Genomic DNA, 19,824 nt, shown 5'->3' on the forward strand with positions numbered 1-19,824 from the left:
AACGGGCTGTCAGTGGCGTGAACGACACGCCGGTGGCAGTCAACGATTACAACATCGCAAAAGAGTCGATCGCAGGGTCCGGCAACTACACCAACACCGACACGACGGGCTACAAGGCGACGGGCAACGTTCTGTCGAACGACACCGACAAGGACGCCTATTCGGAAACGAAAACCGTCACGGGAATTTTTTCCACCGCTCTTGGAAGTACGCCTGCAGCCGCGTCAACCAACACTTACATTACACTGACTTCCGCTCCGTCGAGCAACTCCATTACAGGCAGTATCGTTTATTACCTGGACAATTCGTCCAACAAGGTATTCCTTAAGGATTCGTCCAACAACAACCTGTCTGTGTCGATTTACGACTCTTCAACATTGCAAGTAAAGCTGAGCGGCATTGTTTCCACCAGCATCCCGTCCGGCGCTACGTTGCATTTTACCAATAATACAAACTCCAACAACGATATTGCGACGTCTGTCTATGGATCTTCCACAACCCAACAGCCCAGCGCTTCGGTGGTGCTGGACAATGCCGGCACCGTTTACGTCGGGATGTCCGTGCAGGGTACGGGAATTCCGGCAGGGACAGTTGTCGGTTCGGTAAACACCTCGACGAACACGATCACGCTCAAGGACAGCAGCAACAACGCCGTTGCGGTGTTGCTGGGGTCGAACACCTCCCTGTCCTTCACCGCCGCAGCCGGCACGACCATCACGGGTAGGTACGGCACGCTCACGATCGCAGCCAACGGCGGATACACCTATACGCCGACAGCCAACAACGCGAACTTGAACGAGGGACAGCAAGGGACGGAGACCTTTAGCTACCGGATGCAGGACAGTGCCGGCTCTACCGCCGATGCGACCCTGACCATCAGGGTTCTCGGTTCCGGCACCAATGATCCTCACGCCGTCGCCGACGTGAACACCATTGTCGAAAACAGCATCAACGTGACCGGCAATGTGGTGACCGGCACCGGTTCGCCGCTGGCCGGCACCGACACAACGCCGTCCAACACGGACACGCTGTCGGTCACGACGGCGCGCAGCAGCTCCAGCAGCAGTGAAACGTTGGTCGGAACCGGCACACAGATTACCGGACTTTATGGCACCCTGACCATCAGCAGCACCGGGGCCTACACCTACGCATTGAACAACAGCAATGCCGCGGTCGATGCGTTGCGCTTGTCGTCGGACACGCTGACGGATGTCTTCTTTTATCGTGTCACGAACTCCAGCGCGCAGCGTGACGACGTCACTACCCTTACCATTACAATCACTGGAGCGAACGATGCTCCGGTTGCGGTTGCCGATACCGCGATTGCCCGTGAATCCGGAGGTTATGCGAACGGTACGGCCGGGGTGAACCCGTCCGGGAACGTACTGACCAACGACACCGATGTGGATGCCGGTGACACGAAAGCGGTGAATGCGATTCAGGCTGGCGGCAGCCTGACCGGCTCGGCCAGCACGGTTACGACGGGAACCACCTCAGCAAATGGGACAGCGGTCGCGGGCAGCTACGGCAGTCTGACAGTCGGAGCCGACGGCAGTTATGTGTACACGGTGGACAACAGCAATGCCACGGTCCAGGCTCTGGCATTCGGACAGACGCTGACCGACAGCTTCACCTATCGCGTGGTGGATGCGAACGGCGCGACCAGCACGGCGATGCTCACCGTGACCATCCAAGGTGCCAATGACGCACCGACCAATGCGGTACCGTCGAACGGGGTCACGGTTGCGGAAAGCTCCAGTGTCGCTCTGTCCGGCATCAGCGTTGCGGATGTGGACGATGCGAGCCTGACGGTTCAGCTGACCGTGCAGAACGGTACTCTCACGGTCGGCAACCTGAATGGCGCCCTCGTTTCGTCCGGGACGAACGGTGGAGCCACGCTCACATTGACGGGCACCAAGGCACAGCTGAACAGTGCGCTGGGCACACTCTCCTATCAGGGAGCGGCGGATTACAGCGGCATCGATCTGCTGACGGTCCAGACCACGGACTCCGCCGGTCTGGTGGCGCTCTCCACCGTCGACGTGACGGTAACCGCCGACAGCCGGGCTTTGGTGGTCACGGGAAGCACCGTCAACGAAACGTCGCCCTACCTCCTCTTCAAGGTGGACGGCACAACCGGCCAGAAGGTGACGCTCGCTCTTCAGAGCACCGGAACTGGAAGCGGCGACGCCACCATCGGTGCCGATCTGTCGCCGAACCTGGAATACTTCAACGGCACTGCCTGGACCGCCTATACCGGTGGCGCAGTCACCATTCCCACCGGCGACGTGCTGCTGGTCCGCACGGCCGTTTACGGCGACTCCCTCTATGAGGGTGGTGAGACCGTCAAGCTGGTCGCCAGCAACAAGGCCGGTGCAAACTATAATGGCACTGGAACCATCATCGACGATGGGACCGGTGCCATCTACCTGTCGACGAACACCAGCTTCACGGCCGATACCACGGGCATCGCGCAGTATCCTGACGATGACCGGCCGTTGACGGTGAACAGCATTTCCGTCAACGAAGCCTCGCCCTACGCCGTGTTCACGGTCAGCGGCAATGCCAACCAGGTGGTGCGTCTGTCGCTGACCGACGGCACCGCCACCAGCCCGGCCGACTATGGAACCGGCTTGCAGTATTACAACGGCACCGCTTGGGTGGCTTATACCCCGGGCAGTGATCTCACCATGACCGGCAGCACGCTGCTGGTCCGCACCAGCATCGTCAACGACAGCACTTACGAGGGGCAGGAGGCCTTCCTCCTGGGTGTTACGAAGCTGGGTTCGGGAACCACCGTCTACGGCACTGCCTCCATCTACGATGACGGCACCGGCTCGGTCTATCTTGCCACCAACACCACTGGCACCGCCAATGTCGGCACCGACACCGGCTACCCGTCCGCTCTCGATGACGACCGGTCGGTGTCGGTGAGCAGCCCGACCGTGAACGAAGGGTCGGACTATGCGATCTTCACCCTGACGGGCAACTCCGGGCAGACGGTCAGCCTGACGCTCGAGAATGTCAGCGCCTCGATCAACACGAGCCAGACCTTGAAGGTCTGGGATGGGCTCGATTGGGTCGATTACACCACGACCGGAGCCCTTCCGACCTTTGATGCCAACGGCAAAATCCTTGTCCGCGTGGATATTCGTGCAGAGCAGGACGCCGTCTATGAAGGTGCCGAGACATTCAAACTGAAAGCCACTCTGACCGGTCAAACTGCGGCGGCCGAAGGCATCGCGACGATCAAGGATGACGGCACCGGCTCGGTCTATCTCAGCACCAACACCACCGGGACAGCGAACACCAGCACCGACACCGGCTACCCGTCCTATCTGGACGACGACCGCGCCGTAACGGTGAACAGCATCACCGTCAACGAGGCCTCGCCCTACGCGGTCTTCACCGTCAGCGGCAGCACCAACCAGGTGGTCCGCCTGTCGCTGACCGACGGCACCGCCACCAGCACGGCCGACTACGGCACAGGGCTGGAGTACTACAACGGCACCGCCTGGGTGACCTACACGGCAGGCAGCGACGTCACCATGACCGGCAGCACGCTGCTGGTCCGCACCAGCATCGTCAACGACAGCACCTCCGAGGGCTCCGAGACCTTCAAGCTGGTGGTCACCCGCGCCAGCTCCAGCACCACCGCTGAGGGCACGGCGACGATCCGCGACGATGCTGCCGGTGACGTCTACCTGGCGACCAACACCACCGGAACGGCAAACGTCAGCACCGACACCGGCTACCCGTCCTATCTGGATGACGACCGCGCCGTGACGGTGAACAGCATCTCGGTCAACGAAGCTTCGCCCTACGCGGTGTTCACCGTCAGCGGCAGCGCCAATCAGGTGGTCCGCCTGTCACTGACCGACGGCACCGCAACCAGCACGGCCGACTTCGGCACCGGATTGGAGTACTACACCGGCACCACCTGGGCGACTTACACGCCGGGCAGCGACGTCACCATGACCGGCAGCACGTTGCTGGTCCGCACCAGCATCGTCAATGACAGCACCTCCGAGGGCTCCGAGACCTTCAAGCTGGTGGTGACCCGCGCCAGCTCCGGCACGACGGCCGAAGGCACCGCCACGATCAAGGATGACGGCACCGGCTCGGTCTACCTGTCGACCAACACCACCGGGACAGCGAACACCGGCACCGACACCGGCTATCCATCCTATCTGGACGATGACCGGGCTGTGACGGTGAGCAGCATCAGTGTCAACGAAGCCTCGCCCTATGCGGTCTTCACCGTCAGCGGCAGCGCCAATCAGGTGGTCCGCCTGTCACTGACCGACGGCACCGCAACCAGCACGGCCGACTTCGGCACCGGGCTGGAGTACTACAACGGCACTGCCTGGGTGACTTACACGGCAGGCAGCGACGTCACCATGACCGGCAGCACGCTGCTGGTCCGCACCAGCATCGTCAATGACAGCACCTATGAGGGCTCCGAGACCTTCAAGCTGGTGGTGACCCGCGCCAGCTCCGGCACGACGGCCGAGGGCACCGCGACCATTCGCGACGATGCTGCCGGTGACGTCTACCTGGCGACCAACACCACCGGGATAGCGAACACCGGCACCGACACCGGCTACCCGGCTCAGTTGGACGATGACCGGGCTGTGACGGTGAGCAGCATCAGCGTCAATGAGGCTTCGCCTTATGCGGTCTTCACCGTCAGCGGCAGCGCCAACCAGGTGGTCCGCCTGTCGCTGACCGACGGCACCGCAACCAGCACGGCCGACTTCGGTACCGGGCTGGAGTACTATACCGGCACCGCCTGGGTGACTTACACGCCGGGCAGCGACGTCACCATGACCGGCAGCACGTTGCTGGTCCGCACCAGCATCGTCAACGACAGCACCTCCGAGGGCTCCGAGACCTTCAAGCTGGTGGTCACCCGCGCCAGCTCCAGCACCACCGCTGAGGGCACGGCGACGATCCGCGACGATGCTGCCGGTGACGTCTACCTGGCGACCAACACCACCGGAACGGCAAACGTCAGCACCGACACCGGCTACCCGTCCTATCTGGATGACGACCGCGCCGTGACGGTGAACAGCATCTCGGTCAACGAAGCTTCGCCCTACGCGGTGTTCACCGTCAGCGGCAGCGCCAATCAGGTGGTCCGCCTGTCACTGACCGACGGCACCGCAACCAGCACGGCCGACTTCGGCACCGGATTGGAGTACTACACCGGCACCACCTGGGCGACTTACACGCCGGGCAGCGACGTCACCATGACCGGCAGCACGTTGCTGGTCCGCACCAGCATCGTCAATGACAGCACCTCCGAGGGCTCCGAGACCTTCAAGCTGGTGGTGACCCGCGCCAGCTCCGGCACGACGGCCGAAGGCACCGCCACGATCAAGGATGACGGCACCGGCTCGGTCTACCTGTCGACCAACACCACCGGGACAGCGAACACCGGCACCGACACCGGCTATCCATCCTATCTGGACGATGACCGGGCTGTGACGGTGAGCAGCATCAGTGTCAACGAAGCCTCGCCCTATGCGGTCTTCACCGTCAGCGGCAGCGCCAATCAGGTGGTCCGCCTGTCACTGACCGACGGCACCGCAACCAGCACGGCCGACTTCGGCACCGGGCTGGAGTACTACAACGGCACTGCCTGGGTGACTTACACGGCAGGCAGCGACGTCACCATGACCGGCAGCACGCTGCTGGTCCGCACCAGCATCGTCAATGACAGCACCTATGAGGGCTCCGAGACCTTCAAGCTGGTGGTGACCCGCGCCAGTTCCGGCACGACGGCCGAGGGCACCGCGACCATCCGCGACGATGCTGCCGGCGACGTCTATCTGGCGACCAACACCACCGGAACGGTAAACCTCAACACCGACACCGGCTACCCAACTCAACTCGACGACGACCGGCCGACCATCGCTCACGTTGGAAATGGAACGGTGAACAGCATCACCGTGACTGAAGGTCAAAGCGCGGTCTTCAGCGTTGCATTGTCGAATGCGAGCTCCGCCACAGAGACCTTTGTGCTCGGTTTGGCTGGGGTGACGGCAACGTCCGGAACGGACTTCCGCACCGCTCCAACCTTCAGCAATGGCGTAACCTACGACGCCACAGCTGGAACCATCAGCGTTCCTGCCGGTGTGACCCGCTTCACCGTCACGATCCCGACGGTCGACGATGGAGACGTGGAGGCCAGCGAAACCTTCACCTTGACCATCGGTGCGATCACGGGCACTGCCACGATCACCGACAACGATGTGGCGCCGACGCCCCCCACAGTGGTCGTCACGCCGCCAGTCACTCCCACTGTGCCCGAGCCTCCAACCACTCCGGTTACTCCAGTCATCCCCACGGACCCGGAGGTCGTCACCACGCCAGTGACGCCGACCGTTCCTGAGGTGGTGCCGACGCCGGTCACTCCGACCGTTCCTGAGGTGGTCAGCACGCCGGCAACGCCTGCTGTTCCGCAGATCACGCCGCCCCCCGTTGTCGTGACCGAAGTACCGGCCACGGCGACGCCGGTCGTTCAATCCACTCCGGCTTCGACGCCGGCCGCTCTCTCGCCGGTGGTAACGCCGCAGCCTTCCGCCGGTTTCGCCCCATTGGTTGAGCCTGCCATCGTTCCGGCTGAGATCGGTTCCACCAATGCGCTGCCAAGCCGGCCGGACGACGCGGTGCGCCAGAACCCTCAGTACGAATTGCGGGTCGACAAGCCGATCCCGGACGTTCTCATTCCAACCGGGACCGGGTCGATCGCTTATATCCTGCCGGTAGACGCGTTCAAGCACACCGATCCGAATGCGCGGGTCGAGATGAGCGCCTCGCTGATCGATGGAAAGCCGCTGCCGTCCTGGCTGAAGTTCGACCCGGTGAAAGGGGCCTTCACCGGCACCCCCCCTCAAGGATACAGGGGCGATCTCCAGGTGAAAGTCGTCGCCCGGGACGGGGTCGGGCGCCAGGCGGAAACCATGGTTCATCTGAAGGTTGGTGATGTGCCCCAGCGTCAGACCCAGCTCATCGGCAAGCCGGGCTTGGCGCAGCAGCTTAAAGGTCACGGCCTTCATGCTTGGAAAGCGGATCGCGAACGACTTATCCATCAGGCACGCGAAGCCGCATCCGCCAACTGGATGAGCAAGTCAGGCGGGCGCTTGGCATAATGGATGGTCTCAGATGATGTTGGATGACGTTCGGCCGGTGAACGCCGAGACGGAAGCGCTTGCTGCCTTGCTCCATCTCGGCAAGCGAGCCCGGCAGGCGCGCGACCGCGCCGAACTCGGCTTCATCCTGGTGAACGAAACCCACGGCCTGGCGCCCTATCGCCAAGCCGCGCTGTGGCTGGACGGCAGGGTTCATGCCTTGTCTGGCGTGGTCTCGGTCGAGGCGAACATTCCCTATGTCCAGTGGCTGGAAGCCATCTTCCGCCATCTGGACCGCACACAGTCGAGAGAAAGCCCACGCTCGATAGAGGCCGGAGACCTGCCGGCCGACGGTGCCGCCCAGTGGGGCGAGTGGTTGCCACCGGAAGCGCTTTGGCTCCCGCTACCAAGTTCGGGCAAGGCTCCTGACGGTGCCCTGCTCCTGGCTCGAAACCACCCCTGGACGCTGGCCGAAGTGGATTTGGTGGCGGAATGGGCCGCGATCTGGGGGCACGCCTGGGCGCTTCATCAGCGCACCGGGCTCTGGCGGCGGCACTCCGGTTCCGGAGACGAACGGCAAAGCGAAACCGTTCGAGGACGGCTGTCGCGCTGGGCAAGGAGTTGGAAACTCTGGGCGGTTGCGGCGGCCTTTTGTAGCCTTTTCCTGCCGGTCAAATTGACGGTGTTGGCTCCAGCGGAGCTGGTGCCGCTGGCTCCCTCGATCGTGCGGTCGCCCCTGGACGGGGTGATCGACAGCATCGCGGTAACGCCGGGGCAGCGCGTCAAGGCGAATGACCCTCTTTTCACCTTCGACCGCACCAGCATCGCCGGCAAGCTGCTGATCGCCGAGAAGGCGTTGGACACCGTCCGCACCGAATACCGGCAGCGTGCCCAGCAAGCCCTGTTCGATGAGCAGAGCAAATCGCATCTGGCGGTTCTGCAGGGACAGGTTGCCGAGAAGAGCGTGGAAGTCGATTATTTGCGCAGCTTGGAGAGCCGGAGCATCGTCACCGCTCCCCGCGACGGCATCGCGCTCTTCGACGACCCGACGGAGTGGATCGGCCGTCCCCTGGTGACGGGAGAGCGGGTGATGATGGTCGCCGACGAAAAGCAGGTGGAGGTGGAGGCGTGGCTGGCGCCGGCCAATGCCGTTCCACTTCCTTCCGGAGCTCCGGTGACGCTCTACTTGAACGCCGATCCGCTCCAACCATTGAGCGCGTCGCTGCATTACATCGCCCACGAAGCGGTGCGCCGTCCCGATGGCCACTATGCTTACCGCGTCCGCGCGACGCTGATGGGTGAGCCGCAGACAGCGCGCACCGGCCTGAAAGGGACCGCGAAACTGGAGGGCGAGCGGGTTCCGCTGGTTTACTGGGCGTTGCGCCGGCCGTTCGCCGATGCGCGGGCGTGGCTGGGTCTGTAGGCCATGCTGCCGGCTTTGCGGGAGGAGCTGACACTGCACCCCGGCCTCCCGACCAGGGAGGGTGCACCGACCTGGGCGTTGCACGATCCGGTCCGCAACGCCTTCTTCAGCCTCGATTGGTTAAGCTTCGAGGTGCTGTGCCGGTGGGACCTCGGTGACCCCGATGCCATCGTAGCGGCGATCGATGCCGAAACAACCATTGTCGCGGAACGCGATGATGTGAAGGATATCCTGCGTTTCCTGGTCGACAACGAGCTGATCTGCAATCCAACGGAACAGGGAACCCGCTGGTATCGGGAGCAGGTGACCAAATGCAAAACCTCCCTTGCCACCTGGATTCTGCACCATTACCTGTTCTTCCGCTTGCCGCTCTGCCGTCCGGATCGCTGGTTGAGCCGTATGCTGCCGCTGGTCGAGCCGCTGTTCTCCCGTGGCTTTCTGTGGCTGACCCTGGCGGCGCTCATTGGTGGAATCATCGAAATCTCCCGCCAGTGGGAAACCTTCGTGACCACACTGGTGGATACATTTTCGCCTCAGGGGCTTGCCGGCTTTCTGATCGCACTGGTATTCGCCAAGCTTCTTCACGAACTGGGACATGCCTTCACTGCCAAGCGGTATGGCTGCCGGGTGCCGACGATGGGCGTGGCCTTCCTGGTGCTGTTCCCGGTCGCGTACACCGATGTGACGGAGGTCTGGCGGCTCAACGACCGCCGGCAACGCCTTGCTGTCGGAGCGGCCGGCATTCGAACGGAGCTCTTGCTGGCAGCTTGGGCGACAGCCCTATGGACTGTGGTGCCTGACGGGATGATCCGCAGCGGGCTGTTCATGCTTGCGACCACCACCTGGATCACCACGGTGCTGGTGAACGCATCGCCGTTTATGCGGTTCGACGGATATTTCCTGCTGATGGACTGGTTGGGCGTTTCAAACCTGCATCAACGTGCCTTTGCGCTTGCGCGTTGGAGGCTGCGTGAACTGTTGTTCGGTTTGAGCGACGAGCCACCGGAGGCGTTGGCAAACCCTCTGCGTCATGGCCTGATCCTCTTCGCCGCCGTGACAGGGATCTACCGGCTTGTGGTGTTCTCCGGCATTGCCGTTCTCGTCTACTCGATGGCTCCCAAACCGATCGGGCCGCTCCTGGGTGCCATTGAGCTTTGGTGGTTCATTCTGCAGCCGATCTGGAAGGAGCTTGCCGTGTGGGGACGGAATGCAACACGCATCCTGGCGGCGCGGCGCGTGGTAGTCTTGATCGCCGCACTTGCAGTGCTGATCACCGCAGGAGTGGTGCCGTGGGATCGGCGCATCCACAGCCAGGGGCTGCTGCGGCCGACCAACTACTACTCGGTGTATGCGCCCGATGGCGCGCGCATCGTCAAGATGCCGATTGTCGGAGGCAGCGTTGTCGGCAAGGACGATGTGCTCTTCGAATTGGAAGCGCCCGACCTTGCCTATCGCCAGAGGCTGAAGACGGTCCAGGCGATGACCGCGTCGTGGCAGTCGAACGCCGCCGGCGTGAACGCCGATTTGCGCGGGCAGTTGCCTTTGATCCAGGCAACACGTGCCCGCCTTGAGGCCGAGCTGGCCGGCATGACTTCCGAGAAGAACCGCTATCAGATAAAGGCGCCTTCCGCTGGGGTTTTCCTCCTCTCCGATCCGGGCATTCAGCCTGATGTTTGGGTAAAGAAGAAAGAAGCGATTGCATCCGTTGCCGATCTGTCGTCTTGGCAGGTGATCACTTACCTTCCGGAAGGCGAAATTACCCGACTCTCTGTTGGCGATCTTGCGGTTTTCTATCCGGAGCAATCAGGTACGGATAGGGTTTCCCTCAAAGTCGATTTCATCGACCAGGATGCGGCGAGAGTTCTGCCGGAGGGAATTCTAGCATCCACATCTGGTGGAAAGACCTTGGTCAGGGAGACAGCCGGCGGACTGGTCCCGGAAACCGCCCTCTATAGAGTTGTCTTGTCATTGGCAGAGCCGAAACAATTCCCTCAGCCGATGCTGCAGCGAGGTGACGTTGTCGCATTCGGCGCCTCCAAACCTCTTGCTGAAGAATTTCTGAAATCCGCCATTGGGCTGTTTGTGCGCGAAGCAGGATTTTGACCGCATAGACCACCGGCAGCGCAAACAGAAAGGGCGGAGCCTTTATGGCCCCGCCCTCTTTGCTCGCTCTCCAGTTCCGGAGATGGATCCCGTCGTCTCCGATGATAGGACGGTTAAAAGTTTCTCAAACTTAGGATTCGGTTTCTCATTCTTTGCTTAACTGACCAGATAGCCCGATCACACGTCCAGGTTCGACACCTTCAGCGCGTTGTCCTGGATGAACTCGCGGCGCGGTTCGACGATGTCGCCCATCAGGGTGGAGAAGACCTCCTCGGCCTGATCGGCGTGGCTGACGCGGACCTGCAGCAGCGAGCGCTTGGTCGGGTCCAGCGTGGTTTCCCACAGCTGGTCCGGGTTCATCTCGCCCAGGCCCTTGTAGCGCTGGATGGTGACGCCGCGGCGGCCCAGTTCCATCACCGTGTCGAACAGGGCGACCGGGCCGGTCAGGGCGCGGGTTTCCTTCTGCTTCTCGAACGCCTTGCCGGCGGTGCCGAACACCCGCTTCAGGTCGGCGGCCAGCCCGTCGAGACGGCGGGCCTCGCCGCTCTTCAGCAGGTCGGCGTCGAACAGATGGCGGTGGGTGACGCCGCGGCGGGCGCGGATCACCGCATAGCCGCCCTGGGGCAGAGCTTCGCCGCGCCAGCCACCGTCGGCGTCCATCGCGTTCATCCGCTCGGCCACCGCCTTGGCCGCGGCTTCCGCCGCCGCCTTGTCGTCGGCCAGCGCGGCGGACAGGGCGCCGGCGACCGAGGCCTGCTCCACCACCATGGCGTTGCCGACCTTGCGCGACAGCGTGTCGATCGCCGGGCGCGCGGTGCGGGCCTGATCGACCAGACCGGACAACTGCTCGCCGATCAGCAGGGTGCCGTCGGACAGCTGCACCGACAGGTCGCCCAAGGCCGCCTCGACCAGATACTCTTCGAGCGCCCGGTCGTCCTTCAGATAGCGTTCCTTGGCGTTGCCGCGCTTGATGCGGTAGAGCGGCGGCTGGGCGATGTAGAGATAGCCGCGTTCGATCAGCTCCGGCATCTGCCGGAAGAAGAAGGTCAGCAGCAGGGTGCGGATGTGGCTGCCGTCCACGTCCGCGTCGGTCATGATGATGATCTTGTGGTAGCGTGTCTTGTCGGCGTTGAACTCGTCGCGGCCGATGCCGGTGCCGAGCGCCGCGATCAGCGTGCCGATCTCCGCCGAGCCCAGCATCTTGTCGAAGCGGGCGCGCTCCACGTTCAGGATCTTGCCGCGCAGCGGCAGGATGGCCTGGAACTGGCGCGAGCGGCCCTGCTTGGCCGAGCCGCCGGCCGAGTCGCCCTCGACGATGAACAGCTCCGACGATGCCGGGTCGCGTTCCTGGCAGTCGGCCAGCTTGCCGGGCAGCGAGGCCATGTCGAGCGCGCCCTTGCGGCGGGTCAGCTCGCGCGCCTTGCGGGCGGCCTCGCGGGCGGCGGCGGCCTCCACCACCTTCTGGACGACGCGACGGGCGTCGGCCGGATGCTCCTCGAAATACTGGGCCAGAGCCTCGCCCACCACCGCCTCGACGACGGGACGGACTTCCGACGAGACCAGCTTGTCCTTGGTCTGGCTAGAGAATTTCGGATCGGGCACCTTCACCGACAGGACACAGGTCAGGCCTTCACGGGCGTCGTCGCCCGACAGGTTGACCTTCTCCTTCTTGGCGATGCCGGATTCGTTGGCGTAGTTGTTGATGGCACGCGTCAGCGCCGCGCGGAAGCCGGCGAGGTGGGTGCCGCCGTCCTTCTGCGGGATGTTGTTGGTGAAGCAGAGCGTCGTCTCGTGGTAGCTGTCGTTCCACTGCAGCGCGCATTCCACCGTCACCACGCCGCCATGCTCGGTCGGGCGCTCGTTCTTCAGGGTGATCGCCGGCTTGTGCAGCGGCGCCTTGGAGCGGTCGAGCCAGCTGACGAAGGCTTCCAGGCCGCCTTCGTAATGCAGGTCCTGCACCTTCGGCTCCACCCCGCGCGCGTCGGTCAGCACCAGACGGACGCCGGAGTTGAGGAAGGCCAGTTCGCGCAGCCGGTGTTCCAGCGTGGCGTAATCGAACTCGATGTTGGTGAAGGTCTCGGCCGAGGGCATGAAGGTGACTTCGGTGCCCGACAGCTGCTTGCCCTTCTCCGGCACCATCGGCGCCTCGCCGACATCGGCCAGCGGCGCCTCGGCGACGCCGTGGCGGAAGCGCATGGTCCAGGTGCGGCCGCCGCGCCAGATGCGGAGATCCAGCGTTTCGGACAGCGCGTTCACCACCGACACGCCGACGCCGTGCAGGCCGCCGGAGACCTTGTAGCTGTTCTGGTTGAACTTGCCGCCGGCATGGAGCTGGGTCATCACGACCTCGGCCGCCGAGACGCCTTCCTCCGAATGGATGTCGGTCGGGATGCCGCGTCCATTGTCGCGCACCGTGACCGATCCGTCGGCGTTCAGCAGAACCTCGACCTTGTCGCAATAGCCGGCCAACGCCTCGTCGATGGCGTTGTCGACCACCTCGTACACCATGTGGTGCAGGCCGGACCCGTCGTCGGTGTCGCCGATGTACATGCCGGGGCGTTTGCGCACGGCATCGAGCCCGCGCAGAACGGTGATCGACTCCGCCCCATAGTCCGCCTGTTGGGGCTCCGACTGCGGGAGGTCGTTCTTCAGTGCTTCCTGTGCCATGCGTCGACTATAACAGATTCGGTTGTGGATTCGGCGGTTTAGCGTGCGTCAGCATGCTTTTTTTCCGGGGCTTTTCCCGGATTTCCACCCCTATCCGGGGCGGATGTGGGCGTCTTCGATGCGGAACCGGCGGGCGTCGTCCCCAAGCGGGTCGAAAACCCCCTCGTCGGTGCCGGTCATCCAGGCCTGGGCGCCCAATGCCAGGATTTCGCCGAACAGCGCCGCGCGCCGCTCCGGGTCGAGATGGGCAGCCACCTCGTCCAGCAGCAGGATGGGCGCCGCCCCGCGTTCGGCCGCCAGCAGCCGGGCGTTGGCCAGCACGATGGCGATCAGCAGGGCCTTCTGCTCGCCGGTGGAACAGAGCGCCGCCGGCATGTCCTTGGGCGCATGGCGGACGGCGAGGTCGCTCTTGTGCGGCCCCACCGTGGCGCCGCCGCCGTCGGCATCGGCGCGGCGGCCGGAACGCAAGCTGTCGCGCAGCGCATCCTCCGCCGCCAACGCCGGCCCCTCGTCCAGCCAGCGTTCCACCGTGCCGGCGACGGCGAGGTCGGCGCCGGGGAAGGGGCCGACCGAGCGGGCGCAGGCGGCGCGCAGCCGCTGCACCACCTCGCGCCTCGCCGCGGCGACGGCGATGCCGGTGGTCGCCATCTGGTCCTCCAGCGCGCCGAGCCAGCCCTCGTCGAAGCGGCCGTCGCGCAGCAGCCGGGCGCGTTCGCGCAGCGCATGCTCGTATCGCGACAGCCGCCCGGCATGGGCGGGATCGAAGCCGAAGACCAGCCGGTCGAGGAAACGGCGCCGTCCGCTCGACCCTTCGAGGAACAGGCGGTCCATCTGCGGGGTCAGCCAGACCATGGCGACATGGTCGGCCAGCGCGGTCTGGCCCTTGGCCGGATGGCCGTCGATGCGGACCAGCCGGCGGTCGCGGTCGGAAGTTCTATTGCCGTCATGGGGTTCGCGGCCGGTGCCGATCTCCACCGGACCCATCGGGGTGTCGAGCATCGCCGCCACCGCCCAGCCGGCGCCGGGGGGCGATCCCAGCCGCTCCACCTCGGCCAGCCGGGCACCGCGGATGCCGCGGCCGGGGGCGAGGAAGCTGACGGCTTCCAGCAGATTGGTTTTTCCGGCCCCGTTCGGGCCGATCAGGGCGACGGGCCGGCGGTCGGGCTCCAGCCGCGCCGACTCATAGCCGCGGAAGCGCGTCAGCGTCATCCGCCGCACCGCAAGAGCCGGGGCCAAAGCCTGGGTGGGGGCGGACACCGGGGTGCCGCCGCTCATCGAAACTGCCGTGTGCTGCAACTGGTCCGTTCCGCCTGGGGCGGGGAGGATCCCCGCAGCCCCATCACACACGCATCGGCATCAGGACGTAGAGCGCGGTGGAGTCGGCGACGTCGCGGATGATGGTCGGCGACGCGGCGTCGGCCAGCGTGAACTGGGCGCCCTCGCCCTCGATCTGCTGCGTGATGTCCAGCAGATAGCGAGAGTTGAAGCCGATTTCCAGCGGGGACTCGGCGTAATTGACCTCCAGCTCCTCGGTGGCGCTGCCCGATTCCGGGCTGGTGGCCGACAGGGTCAGCGCGCCGCGGACGAGCGACAGCTTCACCGCCCGGCTCTTCTCGGTGGAGATGGTGGCGACGCGGTCGACGGCGGCGGCGAACAGCTTGGCGTCCACCTCCATCACCTTGTCGTTGCCGACCGGGATCACCCGCTCATAGTCCGGGAAGGTGCCGTCGATCAGCTTGGAGGTGACGACGACGCTGTCGAAGCCGAAGCGGATCTTGTTGTCGGACAGCGACAGCTCGATGCGGTCGGCGGCCTCGTCCACCAGCTTGCGGATCTCGGTGACGGTCTTGCGCGGGATGATGACGCCGGGAATGCCCTCGGCCCCGTCCGGCAGCGGCATCTCGACCCGCGCCAGCCGGTGGCCGTCGGTGGCGACGGCGCGCAGCACCGGCGTCTCCAGGCTGCCCATCTTGCTCTTGGCGGCGTGCAGGTAGATGCCATTCAGGTAATAGCGCGTCTCCTCGGTGGAGATGGCGAAGCGGGTGCGGTCGATCAGCCCGCGCAGGTCGGCGGCGGCGACCGAGAAATTGTGCTTCAGCTCGCCGCTGGACAGCTGCGGGAAATCCTCCACCGGCAGGCAGGACAGCTTGAACTGCGACCGGCCGGCGCGCAGCGTCAGGATGGTGCCGTCGCCGGCGATGTCCAGTTCCACCTGGCTGCCGTCGGGCAGCTTGCGGACGATGTCGAACAGGGTATGGGCCGGGGCGGTGGTGCCGCCGGGACGGCCGACCGTCGCCGGGACGGTCTCGACGATCTCCAGATCCATGTCGGTGGCGGCCAGCGACAGTTCGCCGTCGCCCGCGCGCAGCAGGACGTTGGACAGGATCGGAATGGTGTTCCGCCGCTCGACCACACTCTGCACGTGACCCAGGGAACGGAGAAGGGCGGCGCGTTCGATGGTGATGTTCATGCTGGCGTCGTCTCGGCGGGAGGAGTGACTGGAATGCGGAACCACCGGGGTTGCGGGCCGTTGTCCGGCCGTCCCGCCCCGAGCGGGCGCGCATCATACCACATCGATGGTTGCGTCGAACCAAATTGTTGCGGCCGGGGCCATCGGTCGAGGGGGCTCACCCCTCCCCCCGCCGCCGTCCCTCATGCAGCCGCAGAATGTCGACGAAGTCCGCGCTCTGCCAGTTGCGCGACCGGCTCAGTTCGCTGCGGACGCTGGCGACGAAGGCGTCGATCACCGCCCATTCGTCGTCGGCGATCTCGTCCACATCCTCCAGATAGCTGTAAACGACCCGGTGCAGGCCCTGGCTGACCGGGCTGATCCAGCCGTCCACCGTCTCGCCCATCGCCGCCATCAGCCGGCGGATGCGCAGCATGTGCGCCATGCGGTGGGCCGGCTTTTCCTGCGGTTCGGCCTTCATCGCCTGGATGAAGGCGAGGCGGCCGGTCTCCACCGCGTAGAGGCGCAGCGACTTCAGCTCCGGGTTGGCGTAGCCGGCATTGCCGAGATAACGGCCCCAGCGCCACACCAGCTCCAGCAGCCAGACGATGTCCTCATGGTCGGGCACCGGCGTGTGGCGGGCGTTCATCGCCGCCTGCAGCCGGGCGGCCAGCGCCGGCATCACCGTGCCGGTCAACTCGCGGCTGACCGCCGCCAGTTCCGCCCGCAGCGCTGGGCCGGTCGAGCGGCTGGCGAGGAAGCCGGTGCCGGACAGCGCCGTCAGCGCCCGGTCGAAACGCTCCACCGCCTCGTGCAGCAGGGCGCGGGTCGGGGCGGGGGCCGACAGCACGCCGCCGTCCTGGATTTCCATATCGCCGAACATGCCGTCCACCACCTCGCGGATCGTGGTGCAGGCGGCCTGGAAATGACAGAGCAGGGCGCGCAGCAGCGGGTGCGACTCGCGCACCGCCGGGCCGCCCGAACCGACATGCTCGCGCACATGGCGCAGGAACACGTCGTAGCGCCGCTTGACGTTCAGCCCATAGAGCGGGGCGAACCAGGCCAGCACCTGCGACTGGTCGCGGAAGGGCAGGCCGAGATCGCGCACCCGGCGGACGAAGCCGACCATCAGCGCCGACTGGCAATCCACCTCGGCCGACCGGGGGTCGCCGGCGCCCTGCATATCCTCGATGTCGCGGCGCATCCGCTCGGTCAGCGGCACCAGCACCTCGTTGTGCTCCAGCAGGGCGCGGACGAAGCCCAGCAGGTCACTGTCGATCGGCGCCTTACGGCCGAGATACTGGGTGCGCAGCCGGGCGTCGTGGTGCGCCTCCTCGTTGGCCAGCGCCAGGAAGCGGTCGGTCAGCTTGCGGTCGCCGGCCATGGCGTAGAGGAAGTCCAGGGCCTCCTTCCGCATCAGCTCGCGCATCACCATGGCGTCGGGGCTGGCCAGCACGGCGTCCAGCATCGCCTCGCGCGCCATGGCGTCCAGCCGGCTCTGCACCTCCGCCGCAAGGCCCGGAAAGGCATAACGGGTCAGCGCCGCCCAGATGCCGCCCATGTCGACCCGCTGGATCAGCGCCGGCACCGACTCGGGCGAGCGGTAGAGGATCGGGTCGTCGACCAGGAAAGGTTCGAACAGGCTGGTGAACAGCCGCCGCGCCTTCATCGGCCGCAGCCGGTTGAAATGATCGACCAGCGCGTCGCGCAGATGCCGCGCCCGCTCGCCGTTCGGGCTGGGCGCCCCTTCCACCGCGTCCAGCACCGACCGGATGGCGTGCATGGGGATGCGGGCGACGACCTCGTCCATCTGGCGGCGGAAAGCGGTGGCATCCATCATGTCCCTGGCCGCCATGTCCTTGGCCGCCGGAAGACCGGCGGAGGGGAGGGGGGTCGTGACCGTCGGCGTGCTGCTCATGCGCCCAACACCTCGCAGGATCGTCGTCGCCTGGACGCTCATGATCCCGGGAGATTATTAAATAACCTTTGCTATTTCCATGCGTGTCTTTGGCCGGGTTTTTATGATTATCGGAATATGACGGGTAATTGCTTTGTAATCTCAGGTTTACCGATTGTCCGAGTCTTCGGCTACAGCCCGGCCGCCAGCTGCGCCTCCAACCCGGCGCGGTAGTCGGGATAGGTCAGGGCGATGCCAAGCTGGCGCTTGATGCGGTCGTTCTTCACCCGGCGGCAGTCGGCGTAGAAGCTGGCGGCCATCGGCGACATCTCCGCCTGATCGAAGGGCACCAGCGGCGGCGGCTCCACCCCCAGCAGGCGGCAGGCATACTCGACCACCTCGTGCGACGGGCTGGGCAGGTCGTCGGCGACGTTGTAGATGGCGCCCAGCGTCGGCCGCGCCATCGACGCACGCAGCGTGTTGGCGATGTCGTCGACATGGATGCGGCAGAAGACCTGCCCCGGCTTGTCCACCCGCTTGGCGATGCCGTCGCGCACCGAATCGATGGCGCTGCGGCCGGGGCCGTAGATTCCGGCCAACCGGAACAGATGCATCGGCACGCCGTATTGGCGGTAGAGGTTCAGCCAGCCGCGTTCGGCCTCCACCCGCCGCTTCTGCCGCTCGCCGGTCGGCTTCAGCCAGGACGCCTCGCTGACCCACTCGCCGCCGGTGTCGCCGTAGACGCCGGTGGTGGAGAGATAGCCGGCCCAGTCCAGCGTGCGCAGGTCGGCCAGATCGCGGGCATGCTGGTCCAGCACCGGGTCGCCCTTGCCGTCCGGCGGGATGCTGACCAACAGGTGGGTGGTGCCGGCCAGCGCCGCCTTGGCATCGGCCAGAGGCCGGCCGCGGTCGAACAGGAAGGCCTCGATGCCCTGGGCCTCCAACTCCGCCTTCTTCTCCTCGCTGCGGCAGGTGGCGGCGACGCGCCATCCCTCGGCGCGCAGCCTGTCGGCGAAGACGCGGGCGCTGTAGCCGGGTCCGAAGACGAAAAGGCGGGGATCGGTCATCGCGGGCGTTCCGGTTGGGGCGGCAGGACGGGCGGTGAACTGTGTAACACTGGGGCTGGGTCACCGGATTGGCGTGGGGGGCTTGCACCCCGCCCGGCGATGGCGGAGTGTAAAGGCACCATGACCCGACGCAATCCTTACCTTTCCGCCGCCCTCGCGCTGGGGCTTCTCGCCGTCCTGCCGGCTCCCTCGCAGGCGGCCTCCTCCGGGCCGTCCTCCGGCCTCGACCGCAACCGCGAGCTTCAGGCCTGCGCTGCCAAGGCGGAGGCCAACCCCGACGGCGCCAAGGCCGACGCCAAGCGCTGGCAGGAGCAGGGCGGCGGCGACTTCGCCAAGCTCTGCTACGCGCTGGCGCAGTTCCACGCCGGTGAGTTCAAGGCGGCCGGAACCCAGATGGAGGCGCTGGTGCCGACGCTGGGCAAGGACGATCCCCGGGCTGCCGCCTCGCTGCTCGGCCGGGCCGGCTGGGCGTGGCTGCGCGCCGGCGACCAGGGGCGGGCGGAACGGCTCTACAGCGCAGCGCTGGACAAGACGCCGGGCGACGTCGACCTGCTGATCGACCGCGCCTTCGCCCGTGCCGAGGGTGAACGCTTCTGGGACGCCATCGCCGACCTCGACGCGGCGCTGGCCCGCGACCCGCGGCGGGCGGACGCCTATCTCTACCGCGCCACCGCCCAAAAGGCGCTGTCCAACTATCGGCAGGCGCTGGCCGACATCGACCATGCGCTGGAACTGAAGCCCGGCGATCCGGAGGCGATCCTGCTGCGCGGCAACGTCAAGGCGCTGGGCGGCAATCTGCCCGCCGCGCGCGACGACTGGTCGCTGGCCCGCCGCGTGTCCCCCGACAGCGAATGGGGCCGCGCCGCCGCCGACAACCTCGCCCGGACGGCGGAGCTTGCCGGGGGGAAAGGCAAGGACGCAGGTAAGGATACGGCAAAGCCGAAGTCTCCTTAATACCTGGGCATCCGCGCAGAAACGGATGGCCTCAAGGCTTTTCCGATGCAGGCAGCGGGCCGCTGGAGTCTCTCCGGCGGCCCGTTTTGCCGTCTGGCCCTGCTGCTGTCCTGACCGGCGCCGCGGGA

General features: G+C 65.6%; 9 protein-coding genes. 4 read left to right on the forward strand and 5 right to left on the reverse strand.

What is annotated here, in order from left to right:
- Nucleotides 1-17 precede the first annotated feature (17 nt).
- The 3 genes from B9N97_RS13410 to B9N97_RS13420 are packed head-to-tail and all read left to right on the forward strand — an operon-like array spanning nt 18 to nt 10,662.
- A complete protein-coding gene (locus B9N97_RS13410) occupies nt 18-7,157 on the forward strand; it encodes a VCBS domain-containing protein (RefSeq protein ID WP_143266705.1) in 7,140 nt (2,379 codons plus the stop codon).
- 13 nt (nt 7,158-7,170) lie between these two features.
- Nucleotides 7,171-8,559 (forward strand): efflux RND transporter periplasmic adaptor subunit, encoded by a 1,389-nt coding sequence (locus tag B9N97_RS13415; protein WP_208621217.1) that lies wholly within the window; start codon nt 7,171-7,173, stop codon nt 8,557-8,559.
- A 3-nt stretch (nt 8,560-8,562) separates the two neighbouring features.
- A complete protein-coding gene (locus B9N97_RS13420) occupies nt 8,563-10,662 on the forward strand; it encodes a site-2 protease family protein (protein WP_085087193.1) in 2,100 nt (699 codons plus the stop codon).
- A 177-nt stretch (nt 10,663-10,839) separates the two neighbouring features.
- On the opposite strand, the gene gyrB is transcribed toward B9N97_RS13420, so the two are convergent.
- From gyrB to B9N97_RS13445, 5 genes are all read right to left on the reverse strand, one after another.
- Entirely contained in the window at nt 10,840-13,329 is a 2,490-nt protein-coding gene (gene gyrB / locus B9N97_RS13425) for a DNA topoisomerase (ATP-hydrolyzing) subunit B (protein ID WP_085087195.1), read from the reverse strand.
- 90 nt (nt 13,330-13,419) lie between these two features.
- Nucleotides 13,420-14,604 carry a DNA replication/repair protein RecF gene (gene recF / locus B9N97_RS13430; protein ID WP_085087197.1) on the reverse strand — a complete coding sequence of 395 codons (1,185 nt, stop codon included), beginning with the start codon at nt 14,602-14,604 and terminating at the stop codon, nt 13,420-13,422.
- A 64-nt stretch (nt 14,605-14,668) separates the two neighbouring features.
- The gene (gene dnaN / locus B9N97_RS13435; protein ID WP_085087199.1) at nt 14,669-15,799 is read right to left on the reverse strand and encodes a DNA polymerase III subunit beta; all 1,131 of its coding nucleotides are present in this window, start codon (nt 15,797-15,799) and stop codon (nt 14,669-14,671) included.
- Between the two features lie 157 nt (nt 15,800-15,956).
- Nucleotides 15,957-17,696 carry a hypothetical protein gene (locus tag B9N97_RS13440; RefSeq protein ID WP_085087200.1) on the reverse strand — a complete coding sequence of 580 codons (1,740 nt, stop codon included), beginning with the start codon at nt 17,694-17,696 and terminating at the stop codon, nt 15,957-15,959.
- A 170-nt stretch (nt 17,697-17,866) separates the two neighbouring features.
- The gene (locus tag B9N97_RS13445; protein ID WP_085087201.1) at nt 17,867-18,742 is read right to left on the reverse strand and encodes an SDR family oxidoreductase; all 876 of its coding nucleotides are present in this window, start codon (nt 18,740-18,742) and stop codon (nt 17,867-17,869) included.
- 120 nt (nt 18,743-18,862) lie between these two features.
- Between B9N97_RS13445 and B9N97_RS13450 the strand changes: the two genes are divergently transcribed.
- The gene (locus tag B9N97_RS13450) at nt 18,863-19,696 is read left to right on the forward strand and encodes a tetratricopeptide repeat protein (RefSeq protein ID WP_085087202.1); all 834 of its coding nucleotides are present in this window, start codon (nt 18,863-18,865) and stop codon (nt 19,694-19,696) included.
- The last annotated feature ends 128 nt before the right edge of the window (nt 19,697-19,824 follow it).

This window comes from Azospirillum oryzae, from assembly GCF_900177515.1.
GTDB lineage: Bacteria > Pseudomonadota > Alphaproteobacteria > Azospirillales > Azospirillaceae > Azospirillum > Azospirillum oryzae_A.